Annotated in this window: 17 protein-coding genes; 12 read left to right on the top strand and 5 right to left on the bottom strand. The window is 38.2% G+C overall.

Annotation, left to right across the window (positions count from 1 at the left end):
• Positions 1–123 precede the first annotated feature (123 nt).
• Both HG267_RS13970 and HG267_RS13975 read right to left on the bottom strand, forming a co-directional pair.
• Entirely contained in the window at positions 124–1,449 is a 1,326-nt protein-coding gene (locus HG267_RS13970) for a CmpA/NrtA family ABC transporter substrate-binding protein (protein WP_045872528.1), read from the bottom strand.
• A 134-nt stretch (positions 1,450–1,583) separates the two neighbouring features.
• On the bottom strand, positions 1,584–3,167 hold the full coding sequence (locus tag HG267_RS13975) for a ferredoxin--nitrite reductase (protein WP_045872529.1): 1,584 nt from the start codon (positions 3,165–3,167) through the stop codon (positions 1,584–1,586).
• A gap of 884 nt (positions 3,168–4,051) precedes the next feature.
• Between HG267_RS13975 and HG267_RS13980 the strand changes: the two genes are divergently transcribed.
• Positions 4,052–4,606 carry a TIGR02281 family clan AA aspartic protease gene (locus HG267_RS13980; protein ID WP_081584090.1) on the top strand — a complete coding sequence of 185 codons (555 nt, stop codon included), beginning with the start codon at positions 4,052–4,054 and terminating at the stop codon, positions 4,604–4,606.
• Between the two features lie 193 nt (positions 4,607–4,799).
• On the opposite strand, the gene HG267_RS13985 is transcribed toward HG267_RS13980, so the two are convergent.
• Entirely contained in the window at positions 4,800–5,183 is a 384-nt protein-coding gene (locus tag HG267_RS13985) for a calcium-binding protein (protein WP_045872531.1), read from the bottom strand.
• 789 nt (positions 5,184–5,972) lie between these two features.
• Here HG267_RS13985 and HG267_RS13990 point away from each other — a divergent pair.
• The 8 genes from HG267_RS13990 (at position 5,973) to HG267_RS14025 (ending at position 15,224) form a co-directional block, all read left to right on the top strand.
• Complete coding sequence (locus HG267_RS13990) at positions 5,973–6,179, top strand: CTB family bacteriocin (protein ID WP_045872532.1); 207 nt, start codon at positions 5,973–5,975, stop codon at positions 6,177–6,179.
• A 152-nt stretch (positions 6,180–6,331) separates the two neighbouring features.
• Complete coding sequence (locus tag HG267_RS13995) at positions 6,332–6,541, top strand: CTB family bacteriocin (RefSeq protein WP_045872533.1); 210 nt, start codon at positions 6,332–6,334, stop codon at positions 6,539–6,541.
• A gap of 151 nt (positions 6,542–6,692) precedes the next feature.
• Complete coding sequence (locus HG267_RS14000; RefSeq protein WP_052335321.1) at positions 6,693–7,016, top strand: hypothetical protein; 324 nt, start codon at positions 6,693–6,695, stop codon at positions 7,014–7,016.
• Between the two features lie 145 nt (positions 7,017–7,161).
• Positions 7,162–9,312 (top strand): peptidase domain-containing ABC transporter, encoded by a 2,151-nt coding sequence (locus HG267_RS14005; protein ID WP_045872534.1) that lies wholly within the window; start codon positions 7,162–7,164, stop codon positions 9,310–9,312.
• Positions 9,313–9,341: 29 nt separating this feature from the next.
• Positions 9,342–10,751 (top strand): HlyD family efflux transporter periplasmic adaptor subunit, encoded by a 1,410-nt coding sequence (locus HG267_RS14010; protein WP_045872535.1) that lies wholly within the window; start codon positions 9,342–9,344, stop codon positions 10,749–10,751.
• Positions 10,752–11,091: 340 nt separating this feature from the next.
• Positions 11,092–11,799: a hypothetical protein gene (locus HG267_RS14015; protein WP_309227627.1), complete on the top strand. Its 708-nt coding sequence runs from the start codon at positions 11,092–11,094 to the stop codon at positions 11,797–11,799.
• A 386-nt stretch (positions 11,800–12,185) separates the two neighbouring features.
• On the top strand, positions 12,186–12,863 hold the full coding sequence (locus HG267_RS14020; RefSeq protein ID WP_045872536.1) for a response regulator: 678 nt from the start codon (positions 12,186–12,188) through the stop codon (positions 12,861–12,863).
• A 477-nt stretch (positions 12,864–13,340) separates the two neighbouring features.
• Positions 13,341–15,224 (top strand): CHASE2 domain-containing protein, encoded by a 1,884-nt coding sequence (locus HG267_RS14025; protein WP_045872537.1) that lies wholly within the window; start codon positions 13,341–13,343, stop codon positions 15,222–15,224.
• Between the two features lie 1,253 nt (positions 15,225–16,477).
• On the opposite strand, the gene tsaB is transcribed toward HG267_RS14025, so the two are convergent.
• Together tsaB and HG267_RS14035 are read right to left on the bottom strand one after the other, a co-directional pair.
• Complete coding sequence (gene tsaB / locus HG267_RS14030; RefSeq protein WP_045872538.1) at positions 16,478–17,134, bottom strand: tRNA (adenosine(37)-N6)-threonylcarbamoyltransferase complex dimerization subunit type 1 TsaB; 657 nt, start codon at positions 17,132–17,134, stop codon at positions 16,478–16,480.
• A gap of 416 nt (positions 17,135–17,550) precedes the next feature.
• Complete coding sequence (locus tag HG267_RS14035; protein ID WP_045872539.1) at positions 17,551–17,799, bottom strand: Ycf34 family protein; 249 nt, start codon at positions 17,797–17,799, stop codon at positions 17,551–17,553.
• A gap of 87 nt (positions 17,800–17,886) precedes the next feature.
• Here HG267_RS14035 and HG267_RS14040 point away from each other — a divergent pair, with 87 nt between their 5' ends.
• The 3 genes from HG267_RS14040 to HG267_RS14050 all read left to right on the top strand — a co-directional run bounded on the left by HG267_RS14040 (position 17,887) and on the right by HG267_RS14050 (position 22,946).
• Positions 17,887–19,170, top strand: a complete 1,284-nt coding sequence (locus HG267_RS14040; RefSeq protein ID WP_045872540.1) for a CCA tRNA nucleotidyltransferase — start codon at positions 17,887–17,889, stop codon at positions 19,168–19,170.
• 373 nt (positions 19,171–19,543) lie between these two features.
• Positions 19,544–20,719 carry an esterase-like activity of phytase family protein gene (locus HG267_RS14045; RefSeq protein WP_045872541.1) on the top strand — a complete coding sequence of 392 codons (1,176 nt, stop codon included), beginning with the start codon at positions 19,544–19,546 and terminating at the stop codon, positions 20,717–20,719.
• A gap of 610 nt (positions 20,720–21,329) precedes the next feature.
• Entirely contained in the window at positions 21,330–22,946 is a 1,617-nt protein-coding gene (locus HG267_RS14050) for a serine/threonine protein kinase (protein ID WP_045872542.1), read from the top strand.
• The last annotated feature ends 13 nt before the right edge of the window (positions 22,947–22,959 follow it).

Below are 22,959 nucleotides of genomic sequence, written 5' to 3' on the forward strand. Positions count from 1 at the left end.
TCTTACTCCAGGGCAGATTTAATTAATTTCAAAACCAATTTTGTGAAATTTCGTAATTCTGAATTACGAACTACGTAGACGCGCAGCGGCTTCCCGCAGGGTATTACGAATTACGAATTGCTATCAGACTTTTTTGATTTTCAAACTGCTAAGATATGCTTCTGGTTTCTCTGGATCAAATTTCACACCATCAAAGAAAGTCTCAACACCTCTAGAAGTACTAGTAGGAATCTCCGCATCAGCTACACCAATTGCTTTAGCTGCTTTTTTCCACAAGTCTTCTTTATTAACCTGATCGACAATTTCCTTCACCTTGATATCTTTTGGCAGATAACCCCAGCGAATTTCTTCGGTTAAGAACCAAGTATCATGGCTCTTGTAAGGATAAGAGGCATTATCTGCCCAATACTTCATGCGATCGCCAAAATTTTGCTGTGTGCGACCATCACCGTAGTCAATATTGCCCTTAGCCCGTTCTAAAATATCTGCAGCTGCAACGTTAAAGTATTTGCGATCGGCGCAGATTTTGCACATTTCCTCTTTGTTTTCTGCTTTATCGCACCACTGTTGCGCTTCTAGAACTGCCATTAACAATGCTTGGGTGGCGTTGGGGTTGTTATCGACCCACTCTTTCCGCATTGCAAAAGCTTTTTCTGGGTGATCTTTCCACAACTCACCTGTGACGAGGGCTGTATAACCTAATTTTTGGCTCACCAATTGAGCGTTCCAAGGTTCTCCCACACAAAAGGCATCAACTGTACCAACTTTCATATTGGCTACCATTTGTGGTGGTGGTACAGGTTCTAACACCACATCTTGATCGGGATTGATTCCGCCAGCCGCTAGCCAATAGCGCATCCATAAATCATGAGTTCCACCAGGGAAAGTCATAGCTACTTTCATGGACTGTTTATCAGCTTTAGCTTTATCCGCAGCAGCTTTCAGCCCTTTACTTTCTAAACCTACTTTCAGGTCTTTAAGTTTATTAGCCACCGATATAGCCTGACCGTTAGTATTTAAACGCGCCAACAGATACATTGGCACTTTATCGTTAATAGTCATCAGATAAGGCATAGGGCTGAGGATATGTGCGCCATCAATACCACCACCAGCCGAGCCGATTTTGAGGTTATCGCGGGTAACAGGCCATGATTTTTGCTTGATGACTTCAACATCAGTCATACCGTACTTAGCAAAGAAACCCTTTTCTTTAGCAATGATCAGAGGTGCAGCATCAGTTAGAGGGATAAATCCTAACTTGGCTTTGGGGGTTTCTACTTTTGGTGCATTAGCTACTGTAGAGACGTTAGCCGCAGGTGCAGCCGAAGGTGCGTTATCCCCTGTAGTCGCTGAATTGGAACCATTAGAAGTACAACCATGAGCCAGAATAGAAGCCGCCGCCGCCGCAGTGGAAGTAAAGATAAATTTTCTTCGTGAAAAATTAGTCATTGTTCGGTTGTTAAGCAGATTTGGTATTTGGTAAGGGTCAAAGGTCAAGGGTCAAGGGTCAAAGGTCAAGGGTCAAGGGTCAAAGGTTTATAGATTATTACCCCTTTCCCATTCCCCCTTCCCCCCTTGCCCCATCAATGAGTCACCAATACTTCTTGGCTGAGTTTTGCCCCAAAGTGTTGGATGAGTAAATCTCGTAGTACTGATTGCAAGTCTTCGCAGGGAACGGCTTTAGTAACGCAAGTACCTAATTGTGCTTCTTTGCCGACTTTGCCGCCCATATAGATATCTACGGCTTCCACGGTTTTACCGTTTTTGCGAGTTTTAGTTCCCATTAAGCCGATGTCTGCAACCTGGGGTTGTCCGCAAGAGTTGGGGCAACCAGTCCAGTGAATTCGCACCGGATGAGTTAGAGTTAACTCGGCTTCTAGTGCTTTGATTGTTGCTAAAGCGCGATTTTTGGTTTCAATTAAAGCAAAGTTGCAGAATTGTGCGCCTGTGCAAGAAACTAGCGATCGCGTCAACAACCCTGGATTAATTGCAAACCTTTCTAGTAATGGCTCCGTCAAAAATATTGCTAATCTAGAATCGGGAATGTTGGGAATAATGACGTTTTGTTCAACAGTTAGGCGGACTTCTCCACTGCCGTAAACTCCAGCTAAACGGGAGATTTCAAACATATCACCCGCATACAAGCGACCAACAGGAATGTGTAAACCTACGTAATTTAATCCTGGCTGCTTTTGTTTATATACACCAATATGGTCGCGTTTTTCCCAATCAATTTCATCTTTCGGTGCTGCGGGTAACAGTGACTTACCCAAACGTTTTTCGACCTCTACACGAAATTTTTCCAAACCCCATTCGTCAATCAACCACATCAAACGTGATTTTTGGCGATTAGCGCGGAAGCCATTGTCACGAAAAACCTCTACAATCGCTCTAGATAAAGCAACCACATCTTCGGGAGCAACCCAAGCATTCAACGGAATCGCCGCTTCACAACGTTTTGCAGAGAAGAAGCCACCCACTAAAACGTTAAACCCAAATTTAGGAGATGGGCTGACTTCTTCCCCTGTCCCATCTTTAAATGCTGGTACAAACGCTAGGTCATTGATTTCTGCATGAATGGAATTGTCTCTCCCACCAGTAATTGCAATGTTAAATTTGCGTGGGAGGTTGGTAAATTCGGGATTACCTTCACCTTTGTTGGTGATCATATCCTGAATTTGTTGTACCAACTCTCTTGTGTCAAACAACTCATCCGCATCCAATCCAGCCACGGGATCGCCTGTGATATTGCGGATGTTGTCCATCCCTGATTGGATGGTGGTTAAACCAACTGCATGAAATCTATTGAAGATATCAGGTAAGTCTTCAATCCTAATCCCCCGCAATTGAATATTTTGCCTCGTGGTAATATCGGCACTGCCATCATCACCGTAACGCTGTACTACTTCTGCTAACACACGCATCTGATTGCTGGTGAGAATACCGTTAGGTACTCGCATCCGCATCATAAACTTACCTGGTGTGACTGGGCGAAAAAATACACCCACCCACTTCAGCCGATGATCGCGGTCTGTTTCATCCATTGCTTCCCAGCCTAGAGAGGCAAATTTTTCGATTTCTTGCTTAATAGCAAGTCCATCTTTTTCTGCCTTGAATTTCTCAAACTTATTGAGGCTGGTTGTGGTGGTAGTTGCTGTGTCTGTCATGAACTGACTCTCATTGCAAAGTTTTAATCCCGTAAACCCAAGTGAGTTATTTGCCCAATATCAATTAACCCGTAGTGCGATCGCTTCCGCTTCCACTAGGGCAAATGCATTCATAAACTAATATTTGTGTATTGAGATGATTGCTTCAGAAGGAAGATTTCCTTGTATCCATTGTGGGAAATTTGCTAAAGCTGTTTTGGTAACAAAAGTGTAACGATTTACATATTCTTAAGGTTAAAGGCGGTTTTCTGCTAAAATAGTATAAGTAGCTACAAAAAATTAGTAATAGTGCAAAAAATGTATCGCTACTATGCATTATTTGCATTTAAATTTATTCAGCACTTTTGAATCAGGCAATCTGCCACTAATACTGAGTTAATGCGATCGCACAACAATTAAGCTATTGCACTACATCCAAAAGCGAAAATAGCTTTCTAATTCATTCACAGCAGCAGTTTTAAATAGCTTTCTTAAGCTCATCCCACCCCTAAAAGAGCGATGAGGATTTCACGTTGATGGTTGACGGTTGACAGAAAACATAGTCAACAGTCAACAGTCAACTAAAAGCAAATACAGTTCATTTGAAAAAATTAATTGATCACAAAACCAAAAAACTAGTTACTCAACAACAAAACAGAACAATCATTTTGGAGGGGGTTTGGGGGACGCAACCGTCACCCAATCGGGGGTTTGGGGGAGAATCCCCCAATTGAAAGAGCTTTTTTAATCAGTGACAAATCAATCGCTAATGAGCTTAACCCAAGCGTATTGAACTAAAAGCTTTTTTTGTGGATAAATGATGCTGTTATTTGATTGCCCTATTTACCAGTAACTCTGGGTAATCTAATAACAAGGGGTAATTAGGAATTGGAGCGCAAAATCCGATGAAGAATGCTAGAAGTATCAGGATGTTGGCTATTAACTTAGCAATGTTGGCATTCCTACCATCACTGCTATTTTTAGCATTCTGGCATCGTGCCACAGCCGAAGATTTAGGAAGCTGTTTTATGGTGACTTCCTCTGGTAGAACTATCAGTTTAGGAAAGCTTTGTGGTGTCACACCCCCAGACAACGGAGTTTTTCGTGTACCAATCAAACGCCGAATTGGGAAAACTCCTGTGATTGATGTGACTTTTAACCAGCGACAAACATTTGAGATGATTTTAGATACAGGTGCCAGTAGTACCCTGATAACTCTAAAAATGGCAGCTACTCTGCAACTCCAACCCACAGGTAAAATTAACGCGCAAATTGCAGATGGAACTGTAGTGCAATTTTTAACGAGTCAGATCAAAGATATTGCTGTTGGTGGAGCTGTAGCTAATAATATTGAAGTTGCGATCGCACCCAAAGCGAGTATTGGTCTATTAGGGCACGATTTTTTTGACAACTACGACATCAAGATTTTGGAAAAAGAAGTGGAATTCCGCCAGCGCTAAAGTGCTAGAGGCTAGAGGCTAGTTTTTTACTCAGAACTCAGCAACGCCACTTGCTACAACGGGGGTAACCCCAACGGACAGTTTGCTCAAGTCGGGAAACCCGCCCATGCAACTGTCCTCCGCAACGCAGTGGCTCCACCCTGCGGGAAGCCGCAGAAGCGTCTACAGCACTCAGCACTATCAAGACTAACTATTAAAACTTGTATCCTCTAGCAAGCCAATATTGCCAGTCTGCAAGTGCTTCTAGGGTTTCTTCATCAGCATCTATTGCTTCTATTTCTGACAGCTTTGCCGAAAATATATCTTCATCGTCGCCACCAGGATAGACTACTTCAACATACATATCTTTGAAACAATCTTCGTCAGGTGCCATTGCTAAAACTTCAACTTGTTTCTCTTCAATGACTCCTGTTTTGCGTGCTTTCTTTTTCAACTTGGCGTTAAAGGGAAAGTTCAGGGTATCGTCTAGGTAGTAGTACCAACCCATAGCCCGTTCCTCTTTATCATTACCAGTATCGGCAATGATCTCTGTTTCAATGCGACTCTCGCGAGTTTCATCCCTTTCAACATTAGGCATAAAATCCAGACTTGCATAGGATAAATGTTCAAATATGTATACCTTGTTGGCGATCGCCTGTCAATTTCTTATGACTTCTTTGGAATAAAAAATTCAGGCGTGATTTAGGGTAATTCCTCTATTTTTGGTTTTTTAAGCGACAAATCAGCTAAATTAGACCCCCGATTTTTTGAAAAAATCGGGGGTCTGGACAGCAACTTTTGCTTCAGTAAGTGCTATTCACCCATCAAGCGTGGTCTATTTACATAAGCTAGGCTCACGCAAGCCTACCTTTACAAGTGAGCGATTTGAGTCTTGTATAGCGCCAAAACAGTATTATTTTACCCTCAGAGTATTTTTTATCACTTCACAAATAAGATACTTGTCTCGTCAGCCCTAGATAACGTCTATTTCATCAAGATAGAGGGTATTAAATTTGACTTAATTATTTTATTATCATATATCAAAGCATTTTTCTTAAAGAGGGTAATAATTTTCTATATATTTTTGATAAAATCTTGAAAAGCAAAGATTTACATGCCACAAACATAAAGCACTTTGGTAAAGCTATTATAAAATTTCTTGAATTTTTAAATAAGTTTTAGCAAAATTTGTGGTGATTTTAGCCATGTATTTTTCAGTAATTACACTGACTGATTTAAGCAATGAGAATTTCTAACTTTGGTAATTAAGTTTGCACAAAATGAGAATGACTCACCTGGGTACTTGCCTATATCGTATTAATCAAGCGAGGAGAGAAGCAAGAGGCAAACAACTCGCGAGATAATTAAAACCCAGGAGACTTGAATCATGTCTAACGAACTTTTTACCGAAGTAACTGTTGAAGAACAAGAAATCGTAGCTGGTGGTGCTAGTGGTTTATCCTTAAGTTTTGCTAGTCTCAAACAGCTAGCTCTAGCAACCACTTCAACTTCCACTTTGGCTGGAACCACTACAGGTTCATTGGCTACAAGTTCTGACTTCTTAACTGGTGGTATTACTGCTATTTCAATTTAATTAAGTAGTAAGTAATCAGCGATAACCCCATGTGTCTCCTCTTGACAAGGGGAGACATGAAAATGGGCTCACTTAGGTACTTGTTTATATCGTATTAATCAAGCGAACAACAAGCAACTCACGAAACTCTTAAAATCCAGGAGATTCCAATCATGTCTAACGAACTTTTTATCGAAGTAAGTATTGAGGAACAAGAAATCGTAGCTGGTGGTGCTGAGGGTTTATCTCTAAGTTTTACTAGTCTTAAAGAGCTAGCTTTGGCAACCACTTCAACTTCCACTTTGGCTGGAACCACTACAGGTTCATTGGCTACAAGCTCTGACTTCTTAACTGGTGGTATTACCGCGATTAAAATTCCATAAGTACTAAGAAAGTAAGTAGTGAAGCGATAACCCCGTTTCGTCTCATCTTGTAAAGATGAGACACTAGCAACGGGGTTATTACAGCTTTATAGATGTAGTTTAATTGCAGAAAAAGTATTGGATAAACTCAGGAACTAGAGAGATAGATATTATGTCTCATAACATCCAACAACAAAAGAGTGAATTGTTTATAGATGTGTCCGAACAAGAACAAGAAGTTTTATCTGGTGGACGTTCATCTTCTCCCTTTGGGCTTTTCTATCTTTTTTATCAAAACACAAATATACTAACTTCGGGTAGTAGCGAAGTAAATATTTCACTAGGTAACTCAATTGGTTCAGCTAAGAGCCAAAGTGCATATCAGTTTTCTCAAACTACACTCATCTTTGCTGCATTTTTTGGCTCCGGTAATAGACGCAGTAGTTGGTTAAGAGGTGGCAGTAATTTCTTATCTAGTATAATGGGTCTCTTTTAGACTGGAATAAGCAATAATCTTGGCTCTAGTGATTCCTTTAAAAACTCTGATAACTAAAATCCCAATAGAGGTTAATTTCAAAACTATTCCAACAAATTTAAAATATATTGCTGTTGTGATTATTATTTTCTAGAGTGCTTTGCTTATGAGATACAAATTTGTAAAACAGCATAGTGAAGAAGATTGCGGAGCTGCTTGTATTGCTACAATTGCTAAACATTATGGGCATAATTTTACTCTCACCCACATCCGAGAAGCTGTAGGTACTGGACAATTTGGTACTACTTTATTAGGGTTAAGACGCGGCGCAGAAATATTAGGATTTAATACTCGTCCCGTTAAAACTTCACCAGAACTCTTAAACCGGATGCATGAAGCACCCTTACCAGCAATTATTCACTGGAAAGGAAATCATTGGGTTGTTTTATATGGTAAAAAGGGCAAAAAATGTTTAATCGCTGATCCGGCTGTAGGTATTCGCCATCTCTCTAAAAAAGATTTGGCTGAGGGTTGGACAGATTGGTTAATGCTATTACTGGAACCAGATCCAGTCAGATTTTTTGCTCAAAAGGATGATAATATTGGTGGCTTTTGGCGCTTCTTTAAACGTGTTTGGAATTATCGCGCAATTCTAGCACAGGCTTTTCCACTAAATTTAATATTGGGCTTACTCTCTTTAGCTTCTCCATTTTTATTACAAATTCTCACAGATGATGTTTTAGTTCGTGGGGATACTAGCTTACTAACTACTGTGGCAATATCTGTAGTAGTAATGAATTTTATTTCTAGTAGCCTTTCGTTTGTACAATCTAATTTAATTGCTAACTTTGCTCAACGCTTGCAATTAGGAATGGTAATGGAATTTGGCAGACAAATTCTGCGATTACCTTTAACTTATTATGAAACCCGTCGCAGTGGAGAAATAGTTAGCAGGTTACAAGATATTGAACAGATAAATCAATTAGTGGCGCAAGTAGTTGTTGGCTTACCTAGTAAGTTTTTTATCGCCATCATCTCTTTAGGGCTGATGATTTTTTATAGCTGGAAATTAACTGTAGTAGCAGTATTTATTTCTATAGCTATGACCTTGTCAACGATAGTATTCCAGCCCACATTACAGCAAAAAACTCGCGAGTTATTAGTTACAGAAGCCGAAACTCAAGGACTTTTAGTAGAAACATTCAAAGGCGCACTAACTCTCAAAACGACTGCATCTGCTCCCCAATTTTGGGATGAACTACAACACCGATTTGGTCGTCTTGGTAATCTCACCTTTCGCACCATGCAGATAGGAATTATTAATAATACTTTCTCTGGTTTTATTTCTGCGATTGGTGCAGTTGTTTTGCTGTGGTTTGGTGGTAACTTAGTAATTAATCCGGATGAAAACCTCAGTATTGGGCAGTTAATGGCGTTTAACTCCATGAATGGTAATTTTCTGGGGTTAATCGCTACTGTGATTAGTTTTGTAGAAGAATTTACGCGGGCTAAAACTGCTACACAACGCCTGACAGAAGTTATTGATGCTACCCCAGAAAATGAAGGTGACGGACGCAAACCTTTAGCTTATATTGCCAATGATGCTAATATTATCTGTACTAATCTCAGCTTCCATTATGCTGGTCGCCTGGACTTGTTAGACAATTTTTCATTAACAATTCCAGGTGGTCAAGTTGTGGCATTAATTGGTAAATCTGGTTGTGGTAAAAGTACTTTAGCGAAATTAATTGCTGGGTTGTATCAACTGCAATCAGGTAATATCCAAATTGGTATATATAACATCCAAGACCTTTCTTTAGATTGTTTGCGTCAACAGATTGTACTAGTTCCCCAAGATGCTCACTTTTGGAATCGTTCTATTGTCGAAAACTTTCGTTTAGGAACACCTCATATTAGTTTTGAGCAAATTGTGAGAGCTTGTCAAATTGCTGGAGCCGACGAGTTTATTAATAAATTCCCAGAGAAATATCAAACTATTTTAGGAGAATTTGGTGCCAATATCTCTGGCGGACAACGTCAACGATTAGCGATCGCACGGGCGATTGTCACAGATCCACCAGTTTTAATCTTGGATGAATCCACTGGTGGACTCGATCCCGTGAGTGAGGCGCAGGTTTTGGATCGGCTGTTTGAGCATCGCCAAGGTAAAACCACCATTTTGATTACGCACCGCCCCAAAGTAATTAACCGCGCTGATTGGGTGGTTTTACTAGAAAACGGCAAATTAAAACTGCAAGGTTCCTTAAAAGATTTGATATCCCAACCAGGTGACCATCTAGATTTTCTCATTCCTTAATTCACACTCATTTTCAGAGGGGATATGATATGCTCTACATCCATAATCAGAAAGTCCTACCTGAAGTCCAAGAAGATTTTATTCCTCCTGTGAGTGCTTGGACATCATTTGCAGGAATGTTTCTTGTTGGTAGTTTTGGTTCTGCGATCGCCCTCTCTTCATGGGCAAAATATAATGTTACCGTTAAAGCTCCAGCCAGTATCCGTCCTACTGGCGAAATTCGGTTAGCACAACCGAAAATGGAGGGAACTATTAAACGGATTTTGGTGCAAGAAAATCAAGTAGTTAAGCAAGGAGATATTATTGCTTACCTTGATGATGAACAATTACAAATTAAAAAGAGCCAACTGCAAGGAAATAGTCAACAAGGTAGGTTACAAATAGATCAAATTGATGCTCAAATCAAGAATTTAGATAGTCAAATTCAAGCAGAAAAGACACTAATTGAGCGGACTGTAGCTGCGGCTCAATCTGATTTAGTACGTAACCAAAGAGAGTATCAAGAACGTCAAGTTACAACTCGAACTGACTTACAAGTCGCTGAAGCTAATTTGCAAAAAGTTTACACGGATTTGCAAAAAGCTCAAGCTGATTTCGACTTTGCCAATTTAGACCGCGATCGCTATGAACAATTAGCAAAAGAAGGTGCTATTGGTAGGCGAGAACTTGAGCAGAAAAAATTCTTATTTGAACAGACAAAAGCTATTGTTGAAGGTGAGAGAAAAGCTGTTGAAATAGCTCAGGCTAAAGTGGAATCAGCTAGATCTGCGATTAATCCTACTGATGCAACAGTCGCAATAGCTAAAGAACGGATTGCTCAAGAAGTTGCTAGAGGTCAAGCCAACATTGCTACTTTAAATAAAGAAAGACAAGCTTTAATTCAGCGACGAGTGGAAATTCAATCCCAATTAATCCAATATCACAAAGAACTCGAGCAAGTTTTTAAACAATTACAAGATACTGTAATTCGCGCCACTACTGAAGGTACTATTCTCAAGCTAAATTTACGCAATCCTGGTCAGGTTGTGGGTGCTAGTGATGCGATCGCAGAAATTGCACCTAGTAATGCGCCTTTAGTAATTAAAGCAATGATTCCCACTCAAGATATTAAAAGTGTGGAAGTTGGTCAAGAAGTACAATTACGAATAGACTCTTGCCCTTATCCTGATTATGGTACTCTCAAAGGATTTGTGAATACAGTTTCTCCAGATGTAATTACATCTCAAAATAACAGTACAAATTCTCCAACATCTAGTTCTAATGTTCTGGCTGCTAGCTATTTTGAGGCTACTATCGCACCAGAAAGTTTAGTATTCGGTCATCAGAAACATCAGTGTCATATCCAATTAGGTATGGATGCTAAAGCTTATATTATCTCTAAACAGGAAACAGCGCTGCAATTTATGTTGCGAAAGGCAAGATTAATTACTGATATATAAATCAGTTTATTTAATTTCAGCAAACTTCTCTGTCTAGTCAGTAAGGGGAAAACAAGAAGATATAAAGTGTACATATATTTGTACAAAAATTTAAAAATAGCGTTATATTTAGCATTTAAATAGTTGATTGTCTAAATTTAGGCAATCAAGATTTTTATTTGCGAACCACCAAGATTTATCTACTCATTAAAACTATAAAATTATATGCATATTGTTGTAATTATCATCAATGTTATGGGCGCTTATTGTATTCAATTTAAACATTTTACAAAAGACAAATCTGATATATTTTGTTTTAAAGCTATATTTAATCGGCATAAAATACCCATCAAAACTTCCTGTGAAACTGCTATTGTGGACGCAAGTTATACTGTTAATAGCCAGCTTCATAACCCTCCTCTGGTTTATCAGCTCTGAATTAAGAATTCGGCAAGCATTAAAATGGTGGTCTTATCAAGAGTCGATAAAAAGATTTTTAGAAGCTGAAAAAATTCGGGATGATTTATTGCAGGAATCCTTTATTATCAGGCGCAATCTAGAAATGTTAACAGTAGATAATTTAGATTTATCAGTTAACAAAATTCAAGAATCTGTAAAAAAAATTGATAGGTTCCATCAATCTTTGGTGGAATTGAGCGATCGCTTATTTCCATCGCAGCTACAGTATAGCTTGCCGTTAGCTATTGATTGTTTATTACAGTCTAGGCTGACGAATAATTCTCAGTTATCTTTTCACCGTGATATGCCAGTGATCTGGCAACATCAGTCAACTGAACAAAGCTTAATAATTTTAAGCCTATTAGAAGAATTGCTCACAATAGCTTTGCCCCAAGTTTTAACACCTATATCAATTTATATCAATTTAAAACAATGCCACAATTTATGCCATTTAATGGTACAAATTACTTATCCGGATGTATCTACCCGTGTTTCTTACGCTAATCTACGAGAATTACAATATTTGTGTGATAGCTTTTACCTATTAACTTCAGGTAAATGTTTTTATCGTAGTACCAGCCTCATGCTAACTTGGTATTTCTACTGGTAAGCATCAGTTAATATTGCTATCAGCAGTCTTAATTGAAGACCTCTAGATCGTCAATTTGATAATTGCTCAGGGCATCTTCCTTTGTCAATAACATAATACAAATTATACAATCATAAATTCAGCGTTTTTTCTGATAAACATCAACAATCTAGCTTCAAATAGCTGCTTTTACTTCGACTGATCGCTAAGTACAGAGTCAGGAATACTAGTCCTCAATTTTCTTTTTATCCGGCGATTTTCTGCAATTTATAAATATTTGCAGGGAAATGCTGTGAATAGGGATGAAAAGAATAACAAATGACAAAAAAGCACAATTTTCATCTGTCTTGCTCTAGGCAGTAGATGAAAACTTAGTATTTACTTAGTTCGATAACGAGGTGTTAATTATGACACAACTTGCAGCAGAGAAGAAATTGCTCACAATTTTGGTGATTGACGACCATGAATCAGTTTTAGGGGGAACAGTCGATGTACTGAAAAAAAAATATGCTAGTGCAAAATTTATTACTGCTATCGATGCTAAGAATGCTCTCGAGCAGATGATGATATCACAGGCAGACCTTGTAGTGATGGATCTATCAATGCCAGAACACCCCGGAGCAACAGCACGTCCTGATACAGGAATTCAACTTCTAAGGAATCTGATGAAATCTTATCCGCATTTAGATATTGTTGTGCAAAGTGCCCATGCTAGAACTTTAGTCAGAATTAGACCGGAGATTGATAGTCATAAAGGTGGCTTTACTGTTGCAGATAAAAGCCTTTCCACCCAAGAAATGTTGACTAGAGTTGATTGGGCATTACAAGGATTAACTCATACTAAAGATATCAAAGGTATCAATTCTGGCTTAGAAGTAAAACCAGAGTGGCTGAAGGTATTAACTCTCGCATTTGAAGAAGGGTTACAAGATAAGACGATCGCAGAAAGAATGTGTATGTCTGAACGCATGGTGCGTCATTACTGGAATAAGCTACAAGATGCTTTAGATGTTTACCCAGAAGAAGGTAAAAATATCCGCATTCAAACTGAAATGAAAGCTCGACATGAAGGGTTAATTGATTGATCATAGTCAAGCTTTAGTAGGTGCTGTTTCTGTGCAATATGAAATATTTAGTTCGTAATGATACGAGTATTAAGGCAAAATTCATCACATAATTTATGAGACAATGTCATTACGAATACAAAAAAACGAAACTTTCCCATTAGCCTTTGGCGTTCCCGCAGAGTAAGCACCTTTGTTGAAGGAATACTCTTTGGGAAGGCCAAAGGCGATCGCATTCAATGTAAATATTTTTTTCTATTTACTTCTATAGCTCAAACCCATTGCTATCAGGGCCAACACTTAGATATAAAATTAAATCAGGATTTGAGTAAATCCCGATATTTAAGGTTGACTATTGCTTAGGTCTGATTTGTAACCACAAGCAAATTGAAGCCAGGAAAATGTAATATGTATTTGTGAATAATCATTAATTTTTGCATAATGATGAATTATTATCGGTGATTTTTATTTAATAACTAAAGACTAGGAAACTGGTTTATGCAGCCTGGAATTTGGAGAAGAATCAAAGAGGAAATCTCCATTTGGCGTGTAGGAACGCTGCCCGGGATTGTAGTACTTTGTCTGGTGATTATTGTTCGTCTGACTGGTGCAATGCAATCTTTAGAGTGGCTAGTGTTTGATAGTTTCCTCCGTTTACGGCCTGTGGAATCTGTAGATGAACGAATTGTAATTGTTGGTATTAACGAAGATGATATCCATAATTTTGGATATCCTATCCCAGATCAAGAAATGGCAAGCTTGTTAAAAAAATTGCAGGCTTACGCTCCTCGAGCCATTGGCGTTGATATTGTTAGGGATATACCAGTTGAGCCTGGTTCTGCTGAACTAGTAAACACATTTAAACAGCATAAAAATTTAATTGGGATTGAAAAAGCATTACCTGTCACAATCGATCCACCACCATATTTACCTGACGCACAAATTGGTTTTGTAGATCAAATTCCAGATGCGGATGGTAAATTAAGACGCAGCCTACTAGGAACGATTACACCGAAAGGATATAAATTTGCCTTATCTCTCAAGTTAGCAGAGATTTATTTAGCTAATGAAGGGATTCAGTTAAAACATAGAGTTGGCGATCGCAATCTCATCTGGGTTGGTAATATCCAGCTACCTCGCGTCTACAGCAACTCTGGCGGATATGTGCGAACCGATGCGGGGGGATTTCAGGTATTACTCAACTTTCGTAGTGGCCCAGAACGATTTAGAACGGTGACCCTTGGTGATATCAAAGCAGGAAAATTCCAGCCTGAGTGGATACGCGATCGCATTATCATTATTGGCATGACGGCCCCTAGCGCCAAAGACTTGACCACAACTTCTGCTATTCCGTCGGCAAAATTTGCACCCCCAGGCCAAGTTTATGGCGTAGAAATTCATGCTCATGCTGTTAGCCAATTAATCAGTGCGGTTCTTAATTCTCGACCCCTGTTAAAGACTTGGCAAGATGAATGGGAATATCTTTGGATTATTGCTTGGGGTTTTTTAGGAATTGCTCACGCCAGGTTAACTAAATTACCTTTGCTCAATCTTGTGACAATTGGTTTTGCTAGCTTTATTCTCGTTCTTGTAGCTTATATATTTTTAATTTTGGGTTGGTGGATTCCATTAGCACCAACCATAATTATTTATACATTGAATTCTCTAGGACTTACCGCTTTATACCAATACGAACAAACTTTAAAAGCAGAAATTAATGCTCATTATACGATGATTGAACGCACATTTGAAACAATTCATAATGGGCCTCTACAAACTCTGGCTAAAGTTCTGAAACTCTTGAAAGAGCAGAACTTACCTACAGATAAATTACTACCTGAAATTGAAAAAGAACTAGAAAAATTAAATTACGATCTGCGGGGAATTTATGAATTCTTGCAGCGAGAACCTGTAAATCAGGATAAAAGTTTATATTTAGGACAAGGATTAGTCATCAATTTACATGACCCTATCCACCAGATTCTTTATCAAGTTTACAGTTATACCTTAGAGCGAGACTTTCCCTGCTTTAAAACCATCAAAGTTAAAATCCGCACATTTGAACCTATCGAAGAAAAGGGATTGAGTATTGAACAAAAAAGAGGACTCTGCCGATTTTTAGAAGAAGCATTATGTAATGTTGGCAAACACGCCGCCGGAGTCACCCGTCTGGAAGTTAATTGTTCTGCCTCTGAAGGCTGGCACACTTTAAGTATTATAGATGATGCATTAGCTATTAGTTCTTACAAAGAAGGCAGAGGCACACAACAATTTAGAAATTTAGCTCGACAACTTAAAGGTAAATTTCGACGGGTTTCTCTATCTCCTAGGGGTACTCTTTGTGAACTTTCTTGGCCAGTTAGCAAGTTTTGGTTCTATTAATAATTTAAATTTATATGACTCATATCCCGTTTCAGAACTGGAGTTTCTCAAAAGAAATAATTAACAGTATTAAATTTTACATTTAAATAGATTATACAAAACTCTGGTTACGAACTATCCGATGTTAAAGTTTATATTTCTTATTTATTAATTTGGGTGTACAGTCTCGATGGTAAAAGCGGTTGCCCTTTATGTTTACACATCTGTGAAGCATTTAATGATTGGATGTTTGTAATTATATAGTTTGCTTCTCCGTCCCGAGCAAGTAACATTAATGAGGAACTGGTATAATTTATGTGAGATAATTTGGTTGCTATCCTTAAATATAAATTAGTTAAATCATGGCTTTTATACTCGCTCACCTAAAATAATTTAGAACTACTCTAAATTTTATTACATAAAAAGCATCTATCGTTAGATAGATGCTTTTATCTGCTTGTATATGTATAATTAAATTGGCTTAAGCCAAATTCTATCTACATAAGGGCAAAGCCATTTGCTGAAATAAATAGATATGGAGTGAATTATAAGATTAAGATATTCCGTGCATTTATAACAATTAGGTAGTTTTTTATCAGAAAATAGAATTAATAAATTACCAATTTTTAAATTACCTTTTGGGTGCAGACTACTAATAAATACAGATTCAGTGCAATATTCCTAGCTTTCATTTATCAATGATGGTTGGGGTTAATTGCCGTGAAGTTAAAGGTAAAAATTAAGTTTAGCAATTAAGCACTGAACTGTTAAGTAAGTAGGCTAGAGTTAACCCAACTATTTAAAATTTTATAGGGAGAAAGGAGAACACTTTTCCCTTGACTCTTCTACAAATAGCCATGTGCGATCGCTAACCTACTTATTCATACATAATTTGTCAAAAGTTTTTTGATAATTTCCCCGTGCAATGCCGGAGGCTTAACAATGATGAATTATATGAAGTGGCTTTTGCACCGATTTTTTATCATGCAGTTTTTCACAACTTTTGTTTTGAGTCTGACATTATGTTTCGCTATAGCTACACTAGCGGAATATTACTCATTACCACCGCAAAAAGCTCCTATTAGTTATACTGACTCATCAGGTGTGAGATAGTTAGCGATAAATATCGGTTATCCCAATTTAAACAATAGACCTCTTGCAAAAAGCATTTTTGCAAGAGGTGGGAAAAGGTTAAAGGGGAAAGGGGAAAGAGAAAATACAAAACATTTATTGGTCGCAAAAATTGTTTGAATTGGTATTACCCTAACTTTTCATTAAACATCTACAGGATGCTGTCCATAGTAGGGTAAAGCCTCAGACCAATGCGGATGCTTTCCTTGTTCCCAGTCTAGATCAGCTAGTTCCAAAATATTAGTGACTGTTGCTGCTAACGCAGATTTTGCTTCAATTAATTGATAAGTTGTCTGCCAATTTGCTAAAGTCTCTTGCCATGCTTCAGGTGTAAATACGCTATCTGGTAGTAATGTTGTCAGATTTGAGCTATCGGCATGAGGTTGATAAATAGCGCCAAAAACTTGACCTCGTTGGGCTGGCATTTGAATTGCGATCGCATCTGTTTTAGCAATATTATCTTTTGCACTCCAAGCAACTGCAGCTAAAGTAGATACTGCAAATACAGGAATCTCTAATTGTTGTCCTAATGTCCGTGCTAAAACTACACCAATCCTTGTGCCTGTAAAACCACCAGGGCCTTTAGCCACTGCCAAAAAGCCTATATCTGACCAAGTTTGTGGCTGAATAAATTCTACTAAGTATTGATGGACAAAGCTGGACAAATCACGTCCTAAATTCCATACATGAGAGCGATTATCGCCAGCAAAATTATTAATTGCTAATCCTAATTCAGGGGTTGTGGTGTGCAGTGCTAAACCATATTTTGTGACTGCAAGGTTTTCTAATTCAGTAGTCAAAATTAAGTTAATTGGGGTTAAGGGTCAAGAGTTGGAGAATCAGAGAGACGCGATTCATCGCGTCTGTACAAGAGTTTAGGGTCAAGATTTAAATAATAGAACCAATTATTTTACTAATTATTTTAAATGTGATGATAATTCACACTTAAAAGCAGGGGTACAATAACTTGCGCCCCTACCATAAATTTGACCCTAGACTCTTTTTGAAATCGCTATGTTTTATAACTTTAGAAAAAAGAGTATGACAAAGTCAACAAAATTTTAATTTTGAATTCTCACTAAACAGCAGCAGGTGGCTAGAATATCAAAACACTTTTTTATCATCATTCAATTTTGAATACTGCTCAGATTCTAGCTACTATGGAAAACTCTAAAAGTTATAGATTCAAAACTTTTGAATTTGAGCATAGCACCAATTACGTTGGTACTAATTCGCCTGGACGCAACTTCGCCCACTTACCAGTTTCTTGCTTAAAGCTGAGACAACCGACTACATCCCATTCCATTTCAATCACATCCTCTTTTGTGCGGATGTTGACATTGATTGAAGGCTCATTAGGATCAAAAGTGGGTGTTTCGGTCAAATGGGGCTGTTGGTGCTGCGCTTCGACGGCATGATATGTTAAACATCGGTCTACATAGTGGCAGTTGACGCAAATACACATAATAGAACCAACTCCAGGAACCTTTATTGTTAATCTAGCTTAAGACAAACTTATATTCATTAGTTGCTAGGTTGATTTTTATTAAACATGGATAATTCAGTTTCTTCTACCCTAGCTCCCGACACTTGGCCTTTTAGCCTATCATTACTGCCACAACCAGCATATATGGTAGGTGGTGCAGTCAGGGATGCGCTTTTAGGTAGAAGTCGTGAATACCTAGATTTAGATTTTGTCATCCCTACTGATGCGGTGAAAGTAGCAAGGGCGATCGCTCAACATTATCAAGCTGGTTTTGTCTTACTCGATCCCCAACGCCAAATTGCTCGTGTCGTATTTCCCAACGCTACCGTTGATATTGCCCAACAGGAAGGAGACTCTTTAGAAACCGATCTGCACAGAAGAGATTTTACAGTTAATGCGATCGCCTACGATCCCCATACCCAAGCAATCATCGACCCTCTACAAGGCGTAGCTGATTTACAGAAGCGTGTTTTACGCATGATCTCACCAGCTAATTTACAAGACGATCCCTTAAGATTAATGCGCGCCTACCGCCAAGCCGCCCAACTAGGTTTTAATATCGAACCCGCGACACAACAAGCAATTCGTACTTTAGCTGCACACATCACTACAGTAGCCGCAGAACGAGTCAGGGTAGAAGTTGGCTATTTGTTGGCAATACCTCAAGGTACGCAAGCGATCGCGATGGCTTGGGAAGATGGGGTACTAGCACCTTTCTTTAAAAACGCTACAGATGAAAGCTTTGCAAAAATCGCTGCTGTTGATACAGCCGCCGCTTACATAATACAAAATTGGCAGCCTTTAGGGGTGGAATTACAAGAGTACATCCGCGACACCATTAAAACTACATACTTAGGTATCGCCAAACTTGCTTGTCTCGTCCACCCCAATCCCGAAGCTGCGGAAATGGAGCTATTGCAACTAACCTACAGCCGTGCTGAAATTCACTCTGTCATTACAGCCCTGAGACTTCTCCAGAGGCTAAAAGCCACAAATATGTCTTTGAGAGAACAATATTTTTTCTTTCAGGAAGCAGGCAATGTATTTAGTACTGCTGTAGCGTTGTCCCTAGCTTGTGATAATCTGGTAGGGGCGATGTCTAGGGATAAACCACTTAGCGTTTACGCTCCTTTGATCAGCCGCTACCTAAACCCTGATGACCTGGTCGCTCATCCCTCTCCAATCGTGAGTGGGAAGGAGATTATTATAGCACTAAATCTCTCACCTTCGCCATTAATTGGGAAAATTCTTACAGAAATTGCGATCGCCCAAGCTGAGGGAAAAGTCTCTACACCAAAAGAGGCGATCGCCTTTGCCCAGCAGATAGTTACTAATTCACGAAATTACTGATACAAATTACTTCCTCTGCTCCTCTGCTCCCTCTGCTTGCCTATAGGGATAATTTTTTAATTGAAATGATATTATTGATCGCATTTTTCTGTGATTTCTGATTTTATAGTTGATTGCAGGAATATCAAATATAAAAAATCATCATATAAGTTTTCTTTTGCAGATAAAATGCACGCAACTCTGTATTTCATATACAGCAGTTTACAACTAAATGAGGTACATAAATAGGATAACTACTATTCTCACTACTGCTTCAAAACTAGTCAATTTGTACTTCATGCAAATGAAATATGCTGTATGTAGCAATTGCCTAGCGCAACAGATTGCAGCAGTTTATTATTAATGACGAATTACTTTAATCCTGGCAGTATTCATGAAATTTATCAGAAAAATCTTAACTTGGCGAAGAATTATTTATTTTACTATTCCTATACTTGTAATCATTTTCTTAGCCAGCAATTTTACGTGGGGGGCTGTCACAGTTAGTAGTATTGAGTTTATGGGAGAAGCAACAATCCCAAAGGGATTGCTTGTACAAAATACTCTAGTGGGAGGCTTATCTGGAATTACTTATGATGCCAACAATGATGTTTATTATGCTATATCTGATGACAGAGGCAATAAAGCTTCAGCACGATTTTATACTTTAAAAATTGACCTCAGTCAAGGTTCACTCAAAAACAATGGTGTTGCTACTATTGGTGTAACAACTCTGTTAAATGAGAATGGTGAAAAGTTCTCTCCAGGTACTAGCGATACAGAAGGTATTGCTTTAACTCACAAAAAAACTGTTTTCATCTCATCTGAAGGGGATTCTGGAGAATCCAGCAATCTTTTCATTAAAGAATTCTCATTGTCTAATGGTAAGGCGATCGCAACGCTACCTATACCAGACAAATTTTTACGCAATAAAAATAGTCAGCATGGTATCCGCAACAATTTGGCTTTTGAAAGCCTCACTATTACACCAGATAAAAATAAACTGTTTACAGCTACCGAAAATGCCCTAATGCAAGATGGGCCAGCTGCTCAACCTAATATCAGCACTCCCTGCCGGATTCTACAATATAACTTGCTCACCAAACAGCCAGAAAAGGAATTTTTATACCTCACGGAAGCAGTCTCACCCTTTTTAAATATTACTGGCAAGTTTGCTAGCGGCTTACCTGATTTAGTTGCTCTCGATAATCAAGGAACATTCCTGAGTTTAGAACGCTCTTTCACAGGCTTAGGATTTTCGATTCTCCTGTTTGAGATTTCTCTAGCAGGTGCTGATGATATTCATCATCTCGATAGCCTGTTGAATGTTCAGCAAAAAATCAAACCTGTGCAGAAAAAGCTACTGTTAGATTTGCGAGGTCTGAATGTATTGCTAGACAATATTGAAGGCTTAACTCTTGGCCCCATATTACCCGATGGGCAACGTGCTTTAATCTTGGTCAGCGATAACAATTTTAATGCGCTACAACGTACCCAAATATTAGCTTTTAAAGTGAAAATCGATTCACCCCTAATCAGGCTTTTGCGCCGTTTTATACCCAATTTCTAGCGCTAAATTAGAAAATACTTTTGTCAGCTTGATCTAGCTGCAGTAAAATTCCACTTAAGCGCTATTCCTGTATATCATTATGGGACAAAAATTTGTAGTCAGCACTTTAGAAACCGAAACTAAAGTTGTAGCTACGAATTTACTCTTGATTGGGGTTTGCAGAAACATCTAGTACAACAAGGCAAAAGTAACAAGGCAAAAGTAAAAAGAAAGAAAGAATGATGATTTTGTAAGCTTTACACTTGTTTTAAATGGGTGGCTTATTTCCGACGTGTTGTACTGGTAATATGCACACTACAAAAATTTCATTGCTTCCTGAAGATTCTTTGTACTTACGTGTAATTACTGAGGCAGCAATACAAAGCAATTATCATTATTTGCGGATTCAGTGTAATTTACCATACGTTTAGCTTCACAAATATGTTACACCATGTTTAAGAGTAATTGCACACAGATTTTCCGTAATTTTATTAAAAATTAACCAGGTTTTATTGTAAATTTTAGCTGGCATAATCAACTCTATAAAAATGTGAGTATCTTTTTAGATAAAATAAAGGCTGAAAAGGCACTTTATTAATAAGTATCTGGCTTTTTATTAATAAAAAATTTTATGTTAAATCCTATCCCTAATGTCGCTAATGTTAAAACTGAATTAGATGTTTATATTGGTAAACTCCTCAATAATCGCTATCTAATCAGAGATTTGATTGGCAAAGGCGGAATGGGTAGGGTTTACCTAGCAGAAGATGTTGCCAAAGGCGGAATGCCAGTAGCCGTAAAAATTCTATCCCTGAGCTTGGGTAGTCAGCAAATGACTCAACGCTTTGCTAGAGAAATTTTTATTGGCGCTCAATTAGGACGGAAAAGTAAAAATATTGTGAGGATGTTTAGCTATGGCGTAACTGAGGAAAATATTCCTTATTATGTCATGGAATATCTCCAAGGAAAAAACCTGAAACGCATTCTCAAAACTCAGACATTTTCAATCACAAAAGTTTTAGATATTTCCAATCAAATTTGTCTAGGTTTACAGTGTGCTCATCAAGGTATCATCCTCAAAGGAGAAAATTATCCGATTGTACATCGTGATATTAAGCCAGAAAATATTTTCATTATTGAAGATGGTAAAAAAGAGCCTCTGGTCAAAATTTTAGATTTTGGCATTGCTAAATTTTTAACAGAGCGCAGTGGGATGACTCTCACTGATTCATTTATTGGTAGTTTACCTTACTGTTCCCCAGAACACATGGAAGGGCGTAAACTCCTGGATGTGCGCTCTGATATTTACAGTTTAGGAATCTTGATGTTTGAAATGTTGACAGGAAAACATCCATTTCACACAACAAGTAACTCCTTTGGTATTTGGTATCAAGCTCATCACTTTCAAGCACCACCAGCATTTGCAGAGGTAAATTCGCAAGTCGTCATACCCGAGCAGTTACAAAAATTAGTGATGCGTTGTTTAGCGAAAGCAGTTAGCGATCGCCCACAAAATATTAAAGAAATATTAGAAATTTTAGAACAAGTCAAATCGGAAGTTGCACTGGCTTCTAATAGTAGTACTGAGCGGGTAGAAAGTAATCCAATATTACAGATAGTACCTCTGACATCATTCACAGAAAAAGAGTGTTTACAGAAAACCTGGCCGAAAAATCGGCCAATTGCGACCATAGGTTTTCCTAGTTTATTACATACATTACAAGGAACTGTACCCACCTTTTGGGCAATGTTACCCCAACAAGAAATTAACAAATTTTTCAAGAAATCTCATGGCACTGAATTTATTGCCAAAATCAATGTTTATCCCATGATTTTATGGAGTACTTTACTATACAATACTCAAAACTCTCAAGCTAAATGGCTATCATGTTTTTTAGATATGAAAGATAATAAAGGTCAAAAAATCCTGCGTAGTTTAGCAGAAACAGGATTTTATCATTTATTATTCTTTCCTTTAGAAGAACCGCACAAATGCACTAAGGTAATGACTTTAACTCTTAATGCTAACCAACGTCAGCAATTACTAGATTGGTTAGGTAGCAGTCAAAACGCCAATGAATTTATTTCTGCTAAACAAGCAAAAATTATTTTAAAGGCAGATTACGAACGTTTAAAATCTAGCATTCTCCGGAAAATGGTAGCTAATTTACCAAAGAACGATGATAATCTTAAATCTAAAATCATGAAATTATTTTATACCTTTTTTCAGATGATATTGCGCCGTTAAGTCTGGATAAAAA

Origin of the sequence: Tolypothrix sp. PCC 7601 (genome assembly GCF_025677855.1) — a bacterium.
GTDB classification, from domain to species: domain Bacteria; phylum Cyanobacteriota; class Cyanobacteriia; order Cyanobacteriales; family Nostocaceae; genus Aulosira; species Aulosira diplosiphon.